Source organism: Brevibacterium iodinum ATCC 49514 (genome assembly GCF_900169265.1).
Taxonomy (GTDB): Bacteria; Actinomycetota; Actinomycetes; order Actinomycetales; family Brevibacteriaceae; genus Brevibacterium; species Brevibacterium iodinum.
This window is the reverse complement of record NZ_FXYX01000024.1, coordinates 1-17,174: the sequence shown is the minus strand read 5'-3', so window position 1 is coordinate 17,174 and position 17,174 is coordinate 1. Positions and strand designations below refer to the sequence as shown.

The 17,174-nt window shown below is 66.6% G+C and carries 15 protein-coding genes and 1 pseudogene; 12 read left to right on the top strand and 4 right to left on the bottom strand.

The window, feature by feature from the left end; translation table 11 throughout:
* Nucleotides 1-22: 22 nt before the first annotated feature.
* From guaD to allB, 5 genes are all read left to right on the top strand, one after another.
* The gene (guaD, locus tag BI49514_RS13765) at nucleotides 23-1,306 is read left to right on the top strand and encodes a guanine deaminase (protein ID WP_101547056.1); all 1,284 of its coding nucleotides are present in this window, start codon (nucleotides 23-25) and stop codon (nucleotides 1,304-1,306) included.
* 166 nt (nucleotides 1,307-1,472) lie between these two features.
* Nucleotides 1,473-2,297, top strand: coding sequence for a TIM barrel protein (locus BI49514_RS13760; RefSeq protein ID WP_101547055.1), 825 nt, complete (start codon nucleotides 1,473-1,475; stop codon nucleotides 2,295-2,297).
* A gap of 17 nt (nucleotides 2,298-2,314) precedes the next feature.
* Entirely contained in the window at nucleotides 2,315-3,220 is a 906-nt protein-coding gene (locus BI49514_RS13755) for a 2-hydroxy-3-oxopropionate reductase (RefSeq protein ID WP_257904133.1), read from the top strand.
* A gap of 91 nt (nucleotides 3,221-3,311) precedes the next feature.
* Nucleotides 3,312-5,105 (top strand): glyoxylate carboligase, encoded by a 1,794-nt coding sequence (gcl, locus tag BI49514_RS13750; RefSeq protein WP_101547053.1) that lies wholly within the window; start codon nucleotides 3,312-3,314, stop codon nucleotides 5,103-5,105.
* Between the two features lie 111 nt (nucleotides 5,106-5,216).
* Nucleotides 5,217-6,572, top strand: coding sequence for an allantoinase AllB (allB, locus tag BI49514_RS13745; RefSeq protein ID WP_101547052.1), 1,356 nt, complete (start codon nucleotides 5,217-5,219; stop codon nucleotides 6,570-6,572).
* 63 nt (nucleotides 6,573-6,635) lie between these two features.
* Here the strand turns inward: allB and BI49514_RS13740 are convergent, their stop codons facing one another.
* Nucleotides 6,636-7,115, bottom strand: coding sequence for a peroxiredoxin (locus BI49514_RS13740; protein WP_101547051.1), 480 nt, complete (start codon nucleotides 7,113-7,115; stop codon nucleotides 6,636-6,638).
* Nucleotides 7,112-8,305 carry a glycerate kinase gene (locus BI49514_RS13735; RefSeq protein WP_101547050.1) on the bottom strand — a complete coding sequence of 398 codons (1,194 nt, stop codon included), beginning with the start codon at nucleotides 8,303-8,305 and terminating at the stop codon, nucleotides 7,112-7,114. The genes BI49514_RS13740 and BI49514_RS13735 overlap by 4 nt, the downstream gene beginning before the upstream one ends.
* 199 nt (nucleotides 8,306-8,504) lie before the next feature.
* Between BI49514_RS13735 and uraD the strand changes: the two genes are divergently transcribed.
* The 4 genes from uraD to aceE all read left to right on the top strand — a co-directional run bounded on the left by uraD (nucleotide 8,505) and on the right by aceE (nucleotide 13,201).
* Nucleotides 8,505-8,996, top strand: coding sequence for a 2-oxo-4-hydroxy-4-carboxy-5-ureidoimidazoline decarboxylase (uraD, locus tag BI49514_RS13730; protein ID WP_101547049.1), 492 nt, complete (start codon nucleotides 8,505-8,507; stop codon nucleotides 8,994-8,996).
* Nucleotides 8,993-9,316 carry a hydroxyisourate hydrolase gene (gene uraH / locus BI49514_RS13725; RefSeq protein ID WP_062861137.1) on the top strand — a complete coding sequence of 108 codons (324 nt, stop codon included), beginning with the start codon at nucleotides 8,993-8,995 and terminating at the stop codon, nucleotides 9,314-9,316. The genes uraD and uraH overlap by 4 nt, the downstream gene beginning before the upstream one ends.
* Nucleotides 9,317-9,471: 155 nt before the next feature.
* Complete coding sequence (pucL, locus tag BI49514_RS13720; protein ID WP_101547048.1) at nucleotides 9,472-10,359, top strand: factor-independent urate hydroxylase; 888 nt, start codon at nucleotides 9,472-9,474, stop codon at nucleotides 10,357-10,359.
* A gap of 94 nt (nucleotides 10,360-10,453) precedes the next feature.
* Nucleotides 10,454-13,201: a pyruvate dehydrogenase (acetyl-transferring), homodimeric type gene (gene aceE, locus BI49514_RS13715; protein ID WP_101547047.1), complete on the top strand. Its 2,748-nt coding sequence runs from the start codon at nucleotides 10,454-10,456 to the stop codon at nucleotides 13,199-13,201.
* 19 nt (nucleotides 13,202-13,220) lie between these two features.
* Here aceE and BI49514_RS13710 read toward each other — a convergent pair whose 3' ends face one another.
* Nucleotides 13,221-14,000 carry an IclR family transcriptional regulator gene (locus BI49514_RS13710; protein WP_101547046.1) on the bottom strand — a complete coding sequence of 260 codons (780 nt, stop codon included), beginning with the start codon at nucleotides 13,998-14,000 and terminating at the stop codon, nucleotides 13,221-13,223.
* A 380-nt stretch (nucleotides 14,001-14,380) separates the two neighbouring features.
* On the opposite strand from BI49514_RS13710, the gene BI49514_RS13705 reads away from it, so the two are divergent.
* Together BI49514_RS13705 and BI49514_RS13700 are read left to right on the top strand one after the other, a co-directional pair.
* Complete coding sequence (locus BI49514_RS13705; protein ID WP_101547045.1) at nucleotides 14,381-15,688, top strand: DUF6986 family protein; 1,308 nt, start codon at nucleotides 14,381-14,383, stop codon at nucleotides 15,686-15,688.
* 33 nt (nucleotides 15,689-15,721) lie between these two features.
* Nucleotides 15,722-16,546, top strand: a complete 825-nt coding sequence (locus BI49514_RS13700) for a bifunctional allantoicase/(S)-ureidoglycine aminohydrolase (protein ID WP_101547044.1) — start codon at nucleotides 15,722-15,724, stop codon at nucleotides 16,544-16,546.
* 72 nt (nucleotides 16,547-16,618) lie between these two features.
* Here the strand turns inward: BI49514_RS13700 and BI49514_RS13695 are convergent.
* A pseudogene (locus BI49514_RS13695) lies at nucleotides 16,619-16,881 on the bottom strand (IS30 family transposase); the annotation flags it as partial.
* Nucleotides 16,882-16,929: 48 nt separating this feature from the next.
* Between BI49514_RS13695 and BI49514_RS17100 the strand changes: the two are divergent.
* Nucleotides 16,930-17,058 carry a hypothetical protein gene (locus BI49514_RS17100; RefSeq protein WP_257904134.1) on the top strand — a complete coding sequence of 43 codons (129 nt, stop codon included), beginning with the start codon at nucleotides 16,930-16,932 and terminating at the stop codon, nucleotides 17,056-17,058.
* The last annotated feature ends 116 nt before the right edge of the window (nucleotides 17,059-17,174 follow it).

Genomic DNA, 17,174 nt, shown 5'->3' with positions numbered 1-17,174 from the left:
CACTGACTCTAGGAGAACCACTGTGGTCATCTACCGTGCCCGCGTCTTCGATACGCCGGACAACCCATTCACCGGCGGCCGGCTGCGTTCGGCGGCCGATGTCGCCCTCGTCGTCGACGACGGGCTCATCACCTCCCGCACCGACTTCGATTCCGCCCGGGCAGCGCATCCCGAGGCCGAGGTCGTCGACCTCCGCGACGGTGTGCTCATCCCCGGACTCATCGACACGCACGTCCACCTGCCCCAGGTCAGGGCCATCGGCCATCTCGGGCGGCCGCTGCTCGACTGGCTCGACCAGTGCGCCCTGCCCGAGGAGGAGAAACTCGGGGACCCCGCCTACGCGAAGGCGGTGCCCGGCGAATTCCTTACGGGCCTGATCTCGGCGGGGACCACCTCGGCGATGGTCTTCGGTTCGCACTTCGCTGGAGCCATGGACATCTTCTTCGCCGCCGCTTCAGCATCGGGGCTGCGGATCACCTCCGGGCTGGTGACGAGCGACCGGAACCTGCCCGATGCGCTGCTCACCGACGTGGAGCGCTCGACCGAGGAGAGCCAAGCGCTCATCGACCGGTGGCACGGCAAGGGACGACTGCGCTACGCGGTGACCCCGCGATTCTCGTTCTCCGCGGGACCGGAGCTGCTGGCTGCCGGTGGCCGCCTCGTGGAGGCGAACCAGGGCATCTGGGTGACCTCGCACCTGAACGAGAACGTCGATGAGGTCGCCGGGGTCGCGCAGATCCACCCGGAGGCTCGTGATTATCTCGATACGTACGACCGGGCGGGACTCGTCGGTCGGCGCACCGTGCTCGCGCACAACGTCCACCCGCAGGACCAGGAACTGGCACGGATGGCCGAAGCCGGGTCGGTGGTCGCACACTGCCCGACCTCGAACTCGGCCCTGGCCAGCGGCTTCTTCCCGCTGCGTCGGCATATCGAGGCCGGCGTCCGGGTGGCTCTGGGCACCGATGTCGGTGCGGGCACGGGCTTCAACCTGCTCAAGGAGGGCGTGCAGTCATACTTCATGCAGCAGCTCGATCCGGCCGGGGGAGTGGCCTTGACCTCCGCGCATCTGCTGCACCTGGCAACGTCTGCAGGCGCCGAAGCGCTCGAGCTCGATGAGGTCGGGGTGCTGAGTCCGGGCAAGCGCTTCGACGCCGTGCTCATCCGCCCGGCCGAGGGGCAGCCCTTGGACGTCGGCATCAGCCACGCCGCCGACGACGAGGATGCCTTGGCGAAGATCTTCGCCATGGGCACCCCGTGCGACATCGCAGACGTCTGGGTCGACGGCGTCTCCCTCCGCCCTTAATTGCTACGTGACGGCGGCCCACTCCACGCGAGGTTGCTGGGCCGCCGTCAGGTAGCAATTAGGGGAAAGTCTTGACGGGACCTCCGCGGGCGACTTAAGCTGATTTCACGAAATGGAAAAATACTTCCATAATACGGAAAACGGCGGCAACTCAAAGGAGAGCTCCATGTCCCAGAGCTTCACCTCACCTGGCAGCTACGTCCTCAACTGCTCCACCCTGCTCACCGAACTGCACGTTCTCGAGCGCGCCCAGGCTGCGAAGGACGCCGGATTCGACGAGGTCGAATTCTGGTGGCCCTTCGACGGGAACCCGAGCCCATCCTCGGCGGAGGTCGATGAGTTCGTCGCCTCTCTCGAATCCGCAGGCGTCGCGCTCAAGGGCCTGAACTTCTGGGCCGGGAACATGGCAGCCGGCGATCGCGGAATGGTCTCGATCATCGGCGCCGAAGAGGACTTCGCGAAGAACGTCGACATCGTCGCCGACATCGGCCGTCGCACCGGCTGCCGCGCCTTCAACGCCCTCTACGGGCAGCGCACCGACGGCCAGGACCCGGCCGCTCAGGACGCCACCGCCGCCGCCAACCTCGCGATGGCCGCCGGCAAGGTCGCCGAAATCGGCGGGACCGTCCTCATCGAGCCCGTCTCCGGAGCTGAAGGCTACCCGCTCAAGCGCTACGCCGACGCCGCCGAGGTGGTCGCCCAGGTCCGCGCCGACGGACCCGAGAACATCGCCGTGCTCGCCGACTTCTACCACATGCACGTCAACGGCGACGACGTCGCCGCCGTCATCGAGGCCGAAGCCGCGAGCTTCGGCCACATCCAGATGGCCGACGCCGACGGACGCGGGGCACCGGGGACCGGGTCGCTGCCGTTGCGTCAGTGGATCGACCGCGCCTACGACCTCGGCTACACCGGCGCCGTGGCACTCGAATACAAACAGGACCGCGCCACCGCCTTCGACTGGCTCGACCGCGCCGCCCAGACCGCCTGAACACCACAACCGACGACTTGAAGGAAACCCCCACCATGTCCAAGACCATCGCTTTCTTCGGACTCGGAATCATGGGCCTGCCCATGGCCAAGAACCTCGTCAACGCCGGATTCCACGTCCGCGGCTTCAACCGCACGCCGGCCAAGGCCGACGCCCTCGCCGAAGCGGGTGGCAGTGCCGCCGCCACCGTCGCCGAGGCGGTGGACGGGGCCGATGTCATCATCACCATGGTTCCCGACTCGCCCGACGTCGAAGCCGTGCTCACCGGCGACGACGGAATCCTCGCCCACACGTCCTCCGGGGCCACTTGGATAGACTTCTCCACCATCCGCCCCGATGTTGCGAAGGCCCTGGCCGAGCAGGCCAAGGCCGCCGGTATAAAACCGCTCGACGCCCCCGTCTCCGGCGGGGAGCCCGGAGCCATCGACGGTGTCCTCTCCGTCATGGTCGGCGGCGACCAGGCCGACTTCGACGCCGTCTCCGATGTCTTCGAAGCCGTCGGGAAGACCATCGTCCTCGTCGGTCCCTCGGGAGCCGGCCAGACCGTCAAGGCCGCGAACCAGCTCATGGTCGCCGGCAATATCGGTCTTCTCGCCGAGGCCGTCGTCTTCCTCAAGGCCTATGGAGTCGAAACGGGAGCAGCCCTGCAGGTACTCGGCGGCGGGCTGGCCGGATCCAAGGTGCTCGATCAGAAGGGCCAGAAGATGCTCGACCGCTCCTTCGACCCCGGATTCCGGCTCGAACTCCACCACAAGGACATGGGCATCGTCACCGCCGCCGCCCGTGAGGCAGGAGTGGCGATCCCACTCGGCACGACGGTCGCCCAGCTCGTCGCTGCAACAGTGCAACAGGGCAACGGAGGTCTCGATCACTCGGGTCTCTTCACCGTCATCGAAGCCCTCTCCGGCAAGAACGAGAACTGAACGACCGCCTCGGCGCCGCTGATCCCACCACTCAACCCCGAACGGAGCCGGCGACAGCGTCGTCGCCGGCTCACGAACAAAGGACACACCCATGACACGCATGCGCGCAGTCGACGCCGTTGTGCTCATCCTCGAGAAGGAAGGCGCCACCGAAACCTTCGGGCTGCCGGGAGCGGCGATCAACCCGCTGTATTCGGCGATGAAGGCCCATGGCGGAATCCGCCACACCCTGGCCCGCCACGTCGAAGGGGCCTCGCATATGGCCGACGGGTACACCCGCTCGGCACCGGGCAACATCGGAGTCTGCCTGGGCACCTCCGGACCGGCCGGCACGGACATGATCACCGGCCTCTACGCCGCGGCCGCCGACTCCCAGCCGATCCTGTGCATCACCGGCCAAGCCCCCGTCGCCGTGCTCGACAAGGAGGACTTCCAGGCCGTCGACATCGCCTCGATCGCGGCACCGGTGACGAAGATGGCCAAGGCGGTGCTCGAAGCCGGCCAGGTGCCCGGCGTCTTCCAGACCGCGTTCCAGCTCATGCGCTCGGCCCGACCTGGACCTGTGCTCATCGACCTGCCCATCGACGTGCAGCAGACCGAGATCGAATTCGACATCGACGCCTACGAACCGCTGACCCCGGCAAAGCCCGCGGCCACCTCGGGGCAGGCGGAGAAGATCCTCGACCTCATCGCCGAGGCGGAGCACCCGATCATCATCGCAGGCGGGGGAGTCATCAATGCCGATGCCGCCGACCGCGTCGTCGAATTCGCCGAACTCACGTCCATTCCGGTCTCACCGACCCTCATGGGCTGGGGTGCGATCCCGGACGACCACCCGTTGGCCGCGGGCATGGTCGGCATCCAGACGCATGTGCGCTACGGCAACGCGACCTTCCTCGAATCCGACCTCGTCATCGGCATCGGCAACCGCTGGGCCAACCGCCACACCGGTGACCTCGACGTGTACCGGAAGGGTCGGAAATTCGTCCACATCGACATCGAACCCACCCAGATCGGACGCGTCTTCGCCCCTGACTTCGGTGTCGCCTCGGACGCGGGAGCCGCACTCGATGCGCTGCTGGCAGCTGTACGGTCTCGGGCGGGAGGGCTGCCGGACTTCACCGGTTGGGCCGGCGAATGCACGGCACGGAAGTCGACCGAGCACAGGAAGACGAACTTCACCGAGGTGCCGATCAAACCGCAACGCGTCTACCAGGAGATGAACCAAGCCTTCGGCCGCGACGTCACCTATGTCTCGACGATCGGGCTCAGCCAGATCGCCGGCGCCCAGATGCTCCACGTCTACCGGCCCCGGCACTGGATCAACGCGGGACAGGCCGGACCCCTGGGCTGGACCGGACCGGCCGCGCTCGGTGTGGCCAAGGGCAAACCCGGCGAGACCGTGGTGGGGCTGTCGGGAGACTACGACTTCCAGTTCATGCTCGAAGAGCTTGCGGTCGGAGCCCAGCATCGGATCCCGTACGTCCACGTCGTCGTCAACAACTCCTACCTGGGGCTCATCCGGCAGTCCCAGCGCGGATTCGAGATGGACTACGAAGTCTCGCTGGCCTTCGAGAACATCAACGCCGCCGGCTCCGCATCGTCCGGATACGGCGTCGACCATGTGGCCGTGGCCCAGGGACTCGGCTGCAAGGCGCTGCGGGTCGAGGACCCCGAACTCATCGGGGAGGGCCTCCGAGTGGCCAAGGAGCTCATGGACGAACACCAGGTGCCGGTGGTTGTCGAGGTCATCCTCGAACGCGTCACGAACATCTCGATGGGTGCAGCTCTCGACCAGATCAACGAATTCGAGACCCTTGCCCAGACTCCGGCCGACGCTCCGACGGCGCTGAGCCCGATGGGCGAACTGGCCGCGGCGAAATAGGCTGGGCCGAACCGATTGCGGGCTGGGCCGAATCGCCCGAGCCGAGTAGGCTAGAACGGTATACCGAAACTTCATTCACCGGCCTTCCGGGGCGGGCGACCGAGGAGGAACATGAGCAACGACGCCGACTTCGACCTGATCATCCACGCCGCGAAGGCCCTGCTGCCCGAAGGCATCGAACCGGTGACGGTCGGGGTCAGGGACGGGAAGATCGCCGCGATCTCCCGCGGTGGACAGGATCTGGGCACGGCCGCCTCGGCGGAGGTGAAAGTCATCGAGATCGCGGATGATCAGGTGCTGCTGCCCGGTCTCGTCGACTCCCACGTCCACGTCAACGATCCCGGTCGCGCCGAATGGGAGGGCTTCGCCAGCGCCACCCGCGCGGCCGCGGCCGGGGGAGTGACGACGATCGTCGACATGCCGCTGAACTCGCTGCCACCGACGGTCGACGTCGCAGCCCTGGAGACGAAACGGGCGGTCGCCGAGCCCAAGGCCTTCGTCGACGTCGGCTTCTGGGGCGGGGCGATCCCCGGCAACACCGCGGATCTGCGGCCCCTGCACGAAGCCGGCGTCTACGGGTTCAAATGCTTCCTCGAGGACTCCGGCGTCGAGGAATTCCCACCGCTGGAACCGGCGGAGATGACGGCGGACATGGCCGAGATCGCCTCCTTCGACGGAATGCTCATCGTCCACGCCGAGGATCACGAGGTGATGACCTCGGCGCCGAAGAACTCGGGGCCGAAGTTCGCTGACTTCCTCGCCACGCGCCCCCGCGAGGCCGAGAACGTCGCGATCGCCCGCGTCATCGACGCAGCCCGGGAGACCGGGGCCAGGGCGCATATCCTCCACCTGTCCTCGGCGGATGCGCTCGACCAGATCGCCGCGGCCAAGGCTGAGGGCATCAAGCTGACCGTCGAGACCTGCCCGCACTACCTCGTCTTCACCGCCGAGGAGATCCCGGATGGGGCGACGACGCACAAGTGCTGCCCGCCGATCCGCGAGGAATCGAACCGTGAGGCGCTGTGGCAGGGCCTCGTCGACGGCACGATCGACTGCATCGTCTCCGATCATTCGCCGTCGACGGCCGAGCTCAAGCTTCTCGACACGGGCGACTTCGGTGCCGCGTGGGGTGGGATCTCGTCGCTGCAGCTGGGGCTCTCCCTCGTGTGGACCGAAGCCGCGAAGCGCGGAATCGACCTCGCCGAGGTGGTCCGCTGGATGTCTGCGGCACCTGCGGCCGTGGCCCGGGTCGAGGGCAAGGGAGCGATCGCCGAGGGCAATGACGCGGACTTCGCCGTGTTCGCCCCCGACGAGGAGTGGACGGTGCGGGCGACGGAGCTCTGGCATCGCAACCAGATCAGCGCGTATGACACCCGCACCGTCCGCGGTCGGGTCACGCAGACGGTGTTGCGCGGGGCCCCGGTCGACTTCGAGACCCCCGCCGGCCGCCTCCTCACCGCCCGCTGACCAATTACTACCTGACGGCGGCCCAGCAACCTCGCGCTGGACTGGGCCCCCGTCAGGTAGCAATCAGGGGAGGAGGTGGGTGCGGAGGCGGGCGACGTGGGCGCGGGCGTCGACGTTGTACTCGGCGTGGCTCAGCGCGCCGTCGGCGCCGATGGCGAAGGTCGAGCGCTGGGTGCCCTGGAACGTGTGCTCGCCGACCGTCTTCTGCCCATAGCTGCCAAAGGCCTTCGCCACCGCGGCCCCGGGATCGGAGAGCAGCGAGAAGGTCAGTCCCTCCTCGGCGGCGAATTCCTTGAGCGATTCGGTGTCATCCGGGGAGACCCCGAGGACCTCGAAGCCGGCGGCCGCCAGCGCCGAGAGGTTGTCCCGGAAGTCGCAGGCCTCCGTCGTGCAGCCCGGCGATGCGGCCTTCGGGTAGAAGTAGAGGATGACGCTGCGGCCGGCATAGTCGGCCTTCGACACCGTCCGCTCCTCGGCGTCGGTGAGCGTGAAGTCGGGAGCGATGTATCCGACGGTGAGCCGAATCTGAGTGGTCGTGGTCATGGTGCGTCCTTTCGTCGTTGAAATGGTGCGTCCGGCGCCGCGCTGAGTGCGCACGCCTGCGCGGCCGTGTCCTCGATGAGCGCTTCGGCGCGCTCGGACAAGGAGGTGAGGTCCGCCGGTCCCGGTGCGATCGACAGCGCCGCCGTGATCCCGGCTTCCCGACATTCCGCGGCGGTCAGGCCGACCCGACCGGCGATGACGATCACCCTCGCCGAGGCGGGGGCATGGTCCCGCACGGCCGCGACGACCTTCCCGCCCAGGGATTGGGAATCGAAGGATCCCTCTCCCGTGAGCACGAGATCGGCGTCGGCCAGGGCCTCGGACAGTCCCACGGCCTCGGCGACCATCGTCGATCCGGGAACCACCTCGGCGCCGAGCAGCGTCGTCAGTGCCAGCGGGATCCCGCCGGCTGCCCCGAATCCCGGAGTCGCCGCCAGAGCCTCGGCCTCTTCAGAGGTGCCGGTGAGCACCTCGGCCACGTGACCGAGCCCGGAGTCGAGCACGGCCACCGAGTCCGCGTCCGCCCCTTTCTGCGGACCGAAGACCGCAGCGGCCCCGCGGGGCCCGGTGAGCGGATTGTCGACGTCGACCGCGATGCGCCACCGCACGGCCGCCGCCCGCCGGTCCAGCCCTGAAGTGTCGATCGCAGCGATCGCGGCCAGGCCGCCTCCGCCCGGCGCGACCGGCTGACCTGCAGGGTCGGTGAAGCGGGCGCCGAGGGCTGCCAGGATTCCGGTCCCGCCGTCCGTGCTCGCCGAGCCGCCGATGCACAGCAGGATCTCCTCGACGCCGAGGTCGAGCGCTGCGGCCGCGATGAGCCCGACGCCGAAGGTATCGGCGCGTTCGGGCTGCAGCTCCACGTCCGAGACCTGCGGCAGGCCGTTGGCCTGGGCCGCTTCGATGACCGCGGTCTTTCTGTCAGGGGAGAGGCCGAAGTCCGCCGAGGCGGCCCTGCCCAGGGCATCGACCGTGTCCACTGTGCGCGGCTGAGTTCCCCACACGGCGAGCAGGGCGTCGAGCGTGCCCTCCCCGCCGTCGGCGAAGGGCAGTTCGGTGACTCGTGCGCCGGGGAAGACTGCCCGAGCTCCGCGGGCCATGGCGGCCGCGGCGGCAGGAGCGGAGGCCGAGCCCTTGAATGAGTCAGGGGCGCAGACGATTGACGGGGTCTGAACTGTCGTTGTCAGGCTCATGCACTCATTCAACCTCATCGTCGATGGCCGGGTGTGCGGCGGTCGCCACACGAACTGTATCCACCATAAGGAAGAACGTTTCCACAAAAATGTGTGAGCAATTTGACATTGCCGATCACGCCCAGCAGACTCGGAGCAGTTGTTCGGAAATGGTATTCCGAACGGTGAAAGTCATTCAGTGCCTGCCAAGGAGGTCACCGTGGACCTGGCCGAGTTCAATCGACTCCCGGCCGATGACGCCCGCGGAGTTCTGCGTCCCTGCCTCGATGTCGACCGGTGGATCGACGCGATCGTCGATGCCCGCCCCCTGACCGACCTCGACTCCGCGACGGCCGCGTCCCGATCCGCTGCACCGCTGACCACCGCCGAGATCGACGCGGCCATGTCCCACCATCCGCGCATCGGTGAGAAGGCGAAGGGCGAGAGCGCCGAGGCGGCCCACTCGAGCCGTGAACAGGCCGGACTCGGCACCCTGGAAGCAGATGTGCAGTCCCAGCTGGCCGAGGGCAACGCCGCCTACGAGGCCCGCTTCGACCGCGTCTTCCTCATCCGCGCCGCCGGGCGCACGCCCGGGGAGGTCCTCTCCGCACTGCAGCGCCGCATGGACAACACCGCCGAGGAAGAGACCGCCGAGGTCGGGCAGCAGCTCATCCAGATCGCCGAACTGAGACTCGAAGGAATCCTCTCATGAGCTTCATCACCGCCCACGCCCTCGACTCGATGGTCGGCACCCCGGCCGCCGACCTCGAGGTCACGCTCTACTCCGGTGACGAGGTCATCGTCTCGGCCCGCACCGACGACAACGGGAGGGTCTCCGACTTCGGTCCCGATCACCTCGAGCCGGGGGACTACCGGATCGTCTTCGGCACCGGCGACTACTTCGCGGCCCGGGAGATCGATCACTTCCACCCCGTCGTCACCATCGACTTCACCGTCCAAGCCGGCCAGGAGCACTATCACATTCCGCTGCTGCTCAGCCCCTTCGCCTACAGCACCTACCGCGGCAGCTGAGCCGCGCCCACAACCGCTATCAGGGGAAGCAGGCCCCCTGCAGGATCTCCATCCTCAACAAACCGCCGAAGCCGACCGGTCCCATCCGGCAGGCCTCGCCAATCGAATGGTCACGGTGTGCGCAGGCTCGCACGCCGACGAACTGGAGGAAGAAAATGAGCAGCAAGGTCCGACTGACATCGAACCAGTACGGCAAGGCGGAGAACCGACTCATGCGGGTCTACCGCGATTCCGATCGCCACGAGATCCGCGATCTCAACGTCACCTCGCAGCTGTGGGGCGACTTCGAGACCGCTCACACCGAAGGCAGCAACGAACACGTCGTCGCCACCGACACCCAGAAGAACACGGTCTTCGCGAAGGCCAAGGAGCTGGGCGTGAGCTCGCCCGAACAGTTCCTCATGGGTCTGGCCGACCACTTCACGTCAAGCTTCGACTGGGTCACCGGCGGACGCTGGGAAGCCGAAGAATACGGCTGGGACCGGATCAACGACCACAAGCACTCGTTCTTCAAGTCCGCACCCGAGGTCCGCACCGTCATCTTCACCCGTGACGGCGACAAGGACACGCTGATCTCCGGCTTCAACGGACTCACCGTGCTCAAGACCACGGAATCGGGATTCGTCGGCTATCCGAAGGATAAGTACACGACTCTGCCGGAGACCGAGGACCGGATCCTGGCCACCGATATCGCCACCCGCTGGATCTACAACACCACCGACCTCGACTTCGAGGCCGTGTACACCAAGGTCAAGGAGATCATCCTCGAATCCTTCACCGACCACTTCTCCCACGCCCTGCAGCACACGCTGTACCAGATGGGCGAGAAGGTCATCGAGGCTGTGCCGGAGATCGACGAGATCCGCTTCTCCTGCCCGAACAAGCACCACTTCCTCTATGACATCGAACGTTTCGGACTCGAGAATCCGAACGAGGTCTTCATCGTCGCCGACCGCCCCTACGGCCTCATCGAAGCCACCTTCACCCGTGAAGGCGTCGACGAGAACAAGGACGCATGGGCACAGGTCGCCGGCTTCTGCTGAGATCTGAACATCACCTGCTGAGACAGGCTTTCCATCTCCGGGCTCCCGGGGTACTGTTCCGGGAGCCCGGACCCCGTGAGAAGGAAACCTCGATATGACACAGGACACAACCTCGACGAGTCCGAGGGGAATCACCGACGAAGAGGTCGCTGAATGGATCGAGTCCTGGGAAGGGCTCGTCGACGCGCGCGGAACCCAGCGCGCGGCCGAGATCATGGAGGCGCTGCGTGCACGCGCGGCCACGAACTCCGTCGCCCAGCCCAAGGTCACCACCACTGACTACGTCAACACGATCCCCGTCGACCAGGAGCCGTTCTATCCCGGCGAGGAGAAGGTCGAACGCCGCTTCCGCCGATGGCTGCGCTGGAACGCCGCCATGCTCGTCCACCGGGCACAGCGGCCCGAGATCTCCGTGGGCGGACACATCTCCACCTACGCGGGTGCGGCCACGCTCTACGAAATCGGATTCAACAACTTCTTCCGCGGCCAGGACCATCCCGGCGGCGGCGATCAGGTCTTCTTCCAGGGCCATGCCTCACCGGGGATGTACGCTCGAGCGTTCCTCGAGGGCCGCCTGACCGAGGCCGACCTCGACGGGTTCCGGCAGGAGGTCTCACGCGCCCCGCACGGACTGAGCTCGTATCCGCACCCGCGGCTGATGCCGGAATTCTGGCAGTTCCCGACCGTGTCGATGGGTCTGGGCCCGATCAACGCGATCTATCAGGCGCAGATGAACCGCTACCTCCACAACCGCGGCATCTCCGACACCTCGGACCAGCGGGTCTGGGCGTTCCTCGGCGACGGCGAGATGGACGAACCCGAATCGCGCGGTGCCCTGCAGCTGGCCGCGAACGAAGGACTGGACAACCTCACCTTCGTCATCAACTGCAACCTCCAGCGCCTCGACGGACCCGTGCGCGGAAACGGCAAGATCGTCCAGGAGCTCGAAGCGACCTTCACCGGCGCCGGCTGGGACGTCATCAAGGTGCTGTGGGGCCGCGAATGGGACGACCTGCTGGCCAAGGACCGCACCGGTGACCTCGTGAAGATCATGAACGAGACCCTCGACGGGGACTACCAGACCTTCAAGGCCGAATCCGGCGGCTTCATCCGCGACAACTTCTTCGGTCGGACCCCCGCGACGAAGGGGCTCGTCGACCATCTGACCGATGACGACATCTGGAACCTCAAGCGCGGCGGCCACGACTACCACAAGGTCTTCGCCGCCTACCAGAAGGCCGTGAACACCAAGGGCAAACCCACCGTCATCCTCGTCCAGACCGTCAAGGGCTACGGACTGGGCACGACGTTCGAGTCCCGCAACGCCACCCACCAGATGAAGAAGTTCACCGCCGAAGACGTCAAGGCGTTCCGCGATCGGATGGACATCCCGATCAGCGACAAGGTCATCGACGAAGACCCGTACGCGGTGCCCTACTACCATCCGGGTAAGGACTCCGAGGAGATCCAGTACATGCTCGACCGCCGGCGTCAGCTCGGCGGATTCCTGCCGGCACGCAAACCCGAGCACAACAAGATCACCCTGCCCGCGCCCAGCGACAAGGCGTTCGCACAGACGAAGAAGGGCTCGGGGCAGCAGATGGCCGCCTCGACGATGGCCTTCGTCCGGCTGCTCAAGGACCTCATGCGAGAGAAGGGGCTGGGCGAGCGGATCGTGCCTATCATCCCCGATGAGGCCCGCACCTTCGGCATCGACGCGTTCTTCCCGACCGCGAAGATCTACAACCCGAACGGCCAGAACTACCTCGCCGTCGACCGCGAGATGTTCCTCTCCTACAAGGAGGCGACCAGCGGTCAGCTCCTCCACGTGGGCATCAACGAGGCCGGTGCCGCCGCCGGGTTCACCGCAGCCGGAACCGCGTACTCCACCCACGGCGAACCGATGATCCCGATCTACGTGTTCTACTCGATGTTCGGGTTCCAGCGCACCGGCGACGCCTTCTGGGCCGCCGGCGACCAGATGACCCGCGGGTTCATCATCGGCGCCACCGCCGGACGGACGACCCTGACCGGAGAAGGGCTGCAGCACGCCGACGGGCATTCCCCGGTGCTCGCGGCCACGAACCCGGCCGTGCGCGTCTATGATCCTGCCTACGGCTACGAGATCGGGCATATCGTCCGCGACGGTCTGCACCGCATGTACGGCGAGCACGACCTCGGCGAGGACGAGCGCAACGTCATGTACTACCTCACCGTGTACAACGAGCCGATGCTCCAGCCCGCCGAACCCGAGGACGTCGACGTCGAAGGCATCCTCAAGGGGATCCACCGCGTCGCCGAGGCGGCACCGGGCGACCGTCCGCAAGCGCAGCTGCTCGCCTCCGGTGTGGCAGTGCCCTGGGCGCTCGAAGCCCGGGACCTGCTCTCAGCCGACTGGGGCGTCGACGCCGCCGTGTGGTCGGTGACTTCGTGGGCGCAGCTGCGCCGCGACGGTCTCGAATGCGAAGCCGCGGAACTCAACGCGGCCGCAGGCGACGACGAGGCCGCGGATCGCGTGCCCTATGTGCGACAGAAGCTGGAAGGTCGGCCGGGGCCGATCGTGGCCACGAGCGATTTCGACTCGACCCAGCCGGATCTCATCCGGCCGTTCCTCGACCATGATTTCGCGACGCTGGGCGCCGATGGGTTCGGCTTCTCCGACACCCGTGCCGCCGCTCGCCGGCACTTCAAGATCGACGCGCACTCGATGGTCGTGCGCACCCTGCAGCTGCTCGCCAAGCGCGGTGAGATCGACGGGTCCGTCCCCGCCGAGGCGGCTCGACGTTATCGTCTCAACGACGTCAACGCCGGCACCTCGGGAACGGCCGGCGGAGACTCCTGACCCGATCGGAGAACTGAAGTCAGCGGCCGCTCTGCATCTCTGCGGAGATGCGGGCGGCCGCGTCTTTGAGCAGCGGGACCGCGCGATCGGCGAACGACTGGTCGACGCGGCTGATCGGCCCCGATACGGAGATCGCCAAGGGAGCGGGGGAGTCGGGGATGGCCATGGCGAAGCAGCGCACTCCGAGCTCCTGCTCCTGTTCGTCGATGGCATAGCCGCGTTCGCGGATGCGCTCGAGCTCGGCCTCGAGACCGTCGATCGTCCCGATGCTGTATTCCGTGGGGGTGGGCATGCCCGCGGTGGTCGCGATATGCCTCACCTGCTCGGAGTCGAGGCCCGCGAGGATGGCCTTGCCGACCCCCGTGGCGTGCATATGGGCGCGGCGTCCCACCTCGGTGAACATCCTCATTTGTCGATCCGACGCGACCTGATCGACGTAGACGACCATGTCTCCGTCCATCGTTGCCACATTCGCCGACTCCCCGAGTTCGGCGACGAGCTCGCGCAGATAGGGCCGCGCAATCGCGCCGAGCTGCGAGCCGGCGATATCGCCGAGGCGGACCAGCCCGGGTCCGAGCGCATAGCCGCGATCGGGCAGCTGTCGGACCACACCGAGGTTGACCAGGGTGTTGAGCAGACGGTGGATCGTCGGCAGCGGCAGATTGACGTCCGCGGCGATATGGCTCAGCGTTGCCGAGCCCGCGGAGTTCGCAATGCACTCCAGCAGTCCGAATGCACGTTCGACGGACTGTACGCCGCCCTTGGACTGGCGGATCGCCGGGGTGTCCTTGCTGCTCATCGATGTTCCTTAATCTGTGGGAGTCTCGGCAGTGAAACTGCGTTCAGTCTAGTCCTCAAATGGAAGAAACTTTCCGAATTCACTGACACCAACTAGTATTTCCGCTAGGCAAAAGTTTTTATCCATAATACGAAAACTCGATATGAAGGAGGATGTTGCCCATGGTCGCCACCAGCCCCGGATACTCCATCCCCGGCTGCGTCATCCCCTCCGTCTTCGACCCGGAAGTCGCGAAGAAGGTCGCCGAGGCGGTCGCCGAGTTCTCGTCCTGAAACCCCAGAGAGCCTCCGTGCCAGGCGGTGGTGAATGAGAGACAATGAGGCCAGGCCCGGCACCGCCGCCTCGCCGTCGAACCCCGTGCAGAGAAAGAGAATGTGAAAGTGGAACGATCAACACTGGCCGATATCGACTCACTGCTGGGGGACACGGACGAGCTTCTGGCGACCGCATACCCCGGGGAACGCGACGTCCGCCAACCCGTCCACACCGTCTACGTCCCCGGTCACCGCACGAGCGCGGACCTGCCGTATCAGTGGGGACAGCAGGCGCTCGAGTGCGTCGAGGCCCATGGCGGAATGCTGCAGCTGGCCGAACGCGTCATCACCGCCGCCCGGAAGGAATCCGGTCCCGCGATCCCCGGTCAGGGGGCCAGCATCCACCAGGTGGCCAGGGAGGCCGAACTCCTCGCCGAGGCGGTCACCGCAAAGCTCGAACGCGAACCGATCGAGGACCTGCGTCTGGACTTCGAAGACGGATTCGGCGATCAGGGCGATGAGACCGAGGACCGGTGGGTCGTCCAGGCCGCCCGCGATGCGGTGGCCGGTCGCACCGAGAAGGGCGCCCCCGGCTTCGTCGGCATCCGGTTCAAATGCATGGAGAAGGCGACCCGGGAGCGCGGCCTGCGCACCCTCGATCTGTTCCTGTCGGAGCTCATCAAGGCTGGCGGCCGACTGCCGGAGAACCTCGTACTCACCCTCCCGAAGGTCAGCACCGTCGATCAGGTGAGGGCGATGGTGCTCGCCGCGCGGGCGCTGGAAGCCGAGCACAGCCTCGGCGAGGGGACGATCACGTTCGAGATCCAGGTCGAGACCCCGCAGATCGTCCTCGCCGCCGACGGCACCGTGCCACTGGCGGCGTCCCTGCAGGCCGGGGCCGGACGCGTGACTTCGCTGCACTACGGAACGTATGACTATTCGGCGTCGATGGGCGTGGCCGCGGCCTACCAGGCGATGGACCATCCGGTCGCGGACTTCGCGAAGAACCAGATGATGCTCGCCGTCGCCGGCACCGGAGTCCACCTCTCCGACGGGTCGACGAACATCCTCCCGCTCGGCGAACCCGCAGAGGTCCACCATGCGTGGGCGCTGCACGCCGGCCTCGTCCGCCGCCACCTCAAGCGGGGGATCTACCAGGGCTGGGACCTGCACCCGCACCAGCTGCCGACTCGGTTCTTGGCGACCTTCGCCTTCTACCGCGAAGGCGGGGCACGGGCGGCTCAGCGCCTGCACGACTACGTGTTCAAGGCAGATTCGACTGTCCTCGACGAACCCGCCACCGCAAAGGCGCTCGCCCGCTACCTCGACCGGGGGCTCGTCTGCGGCGCCCACACCGAGGAGTTCGTGACCTCGCGGACGAACCTCAGCCTCCCCCAACTCGGGCAGCTCGCCCGCACCGGCTCGCTCGACTGAGCAGACGACCACCGACCGAAGGAGACCCCGCACATGACGACGACCGACCCGTACACCTACTGGGCCCCGACCGGCGGCCACCCGCCGCAGTCCGATCTGCTCACCGACCGCGCGTTGGTGACCGAGGCCTATACGGTCATCCCGCGCGGAGTGATGCGCGATATCGTCACTTCGAATCTGCCCGAGTGGACCGGGACCCGGTCGTGGGTGCTGAGCAAGCCCGTGGCCGGGGGAGCGGTGACGTTCTCGCAGACGATCCTCGAAGTCGCACCCGGCGGCGGCTCGCAGGCGCCGGAACCGCAGCCCGAGGTCGAAGGGTTCCTCTTCGTCATGGCCGGAACGCTCGAGGTCACCCATGAGGGCACCGCGCATACGCTGACTCCGGGTGGGTTCGCGTTCCTGCCCGCCGGATCGACGTGGTCGGCGACGTCCACCGGCGCCGAGGCGGCCCGCTTCCACTGGGTGCGCAAACGCTACCAGCCCGTGGCGGGACTGACTCCTGAGGCGAAGTTCGGCAACGAAGCCGATGTCGAACCGTCGCCGATGCCCGGAACCGACGGACGCTGGCGCACGACCCGCCCGCTCGACCCGGACGACCTCGCCTACGACATGCACGTCAACATCGTCACCTTCGAAGCCGGAGCGGTCATCCCGTTCGCGGAGACCCACGAGATGGAGCACGGCCTCTACGTGCTCGAGGGCAAGGCCGTCTACCGTCTCAACGGCGACTGGGTCGAGGTGCAGGAGGGCGACTTCATCTCCATGCGCGCCTTCTGCCCGCAGGCCTGCTATGCCGGAGGGCCCGGACGCTTCCGCTACCTGCTGTACAAGGACGTCAACCGCCAGGTCGAACTCTGAGAGACTCGAGCCTGACAGAGACAGAAGCGGCCCGCCGGAAGTGGGCGGTTTCAATGGGTTGTCGCAACACAGCTATTGATTGATAGCAATTAGATCACGTAAACGCTCGGCTGGGGTATCCCAGCCGAGCGTTTACGTGGGCGACCGTTGAGCTCCTGTGCAACATGTTCCAGATCGACGGGACCATGGACACTGAGGTCGGTACCCTTCGGGAAATACTGCCGGAGCAATCCGTTGGTATTCTCGTTGCTGCCCCGTTGCCACGGGCTCGCGGGATCACAGAAGTAGACAGCCATATCCGACGCCAGACTGAACTGCTTGTGCCGAGCTGAGTCGCCCCGGGGATAATAGAGGCAGGGAGATTGGAAGAAGGAGATTCTCTCTTGCCAGTGAAATACACCGACGAACTCAAGGCTCGTGCCGTCGAGCTCGTCATCCATGCCCAGGCCGACCCCGACACCGCGAACGGAGCGATCACCCGTGTTGCGAACGAACTCGGTCGGGACTGCTGAAGGTTTGGTTGACTCCTGGGTTTATGCCGCCAGGGCGACGGCCTTTTGGTGAACAAGCTCGTATTCAACCGGGGTCAGTTTACCCAAACGTCGCTGTCGACGCTTCCGGTGATAGG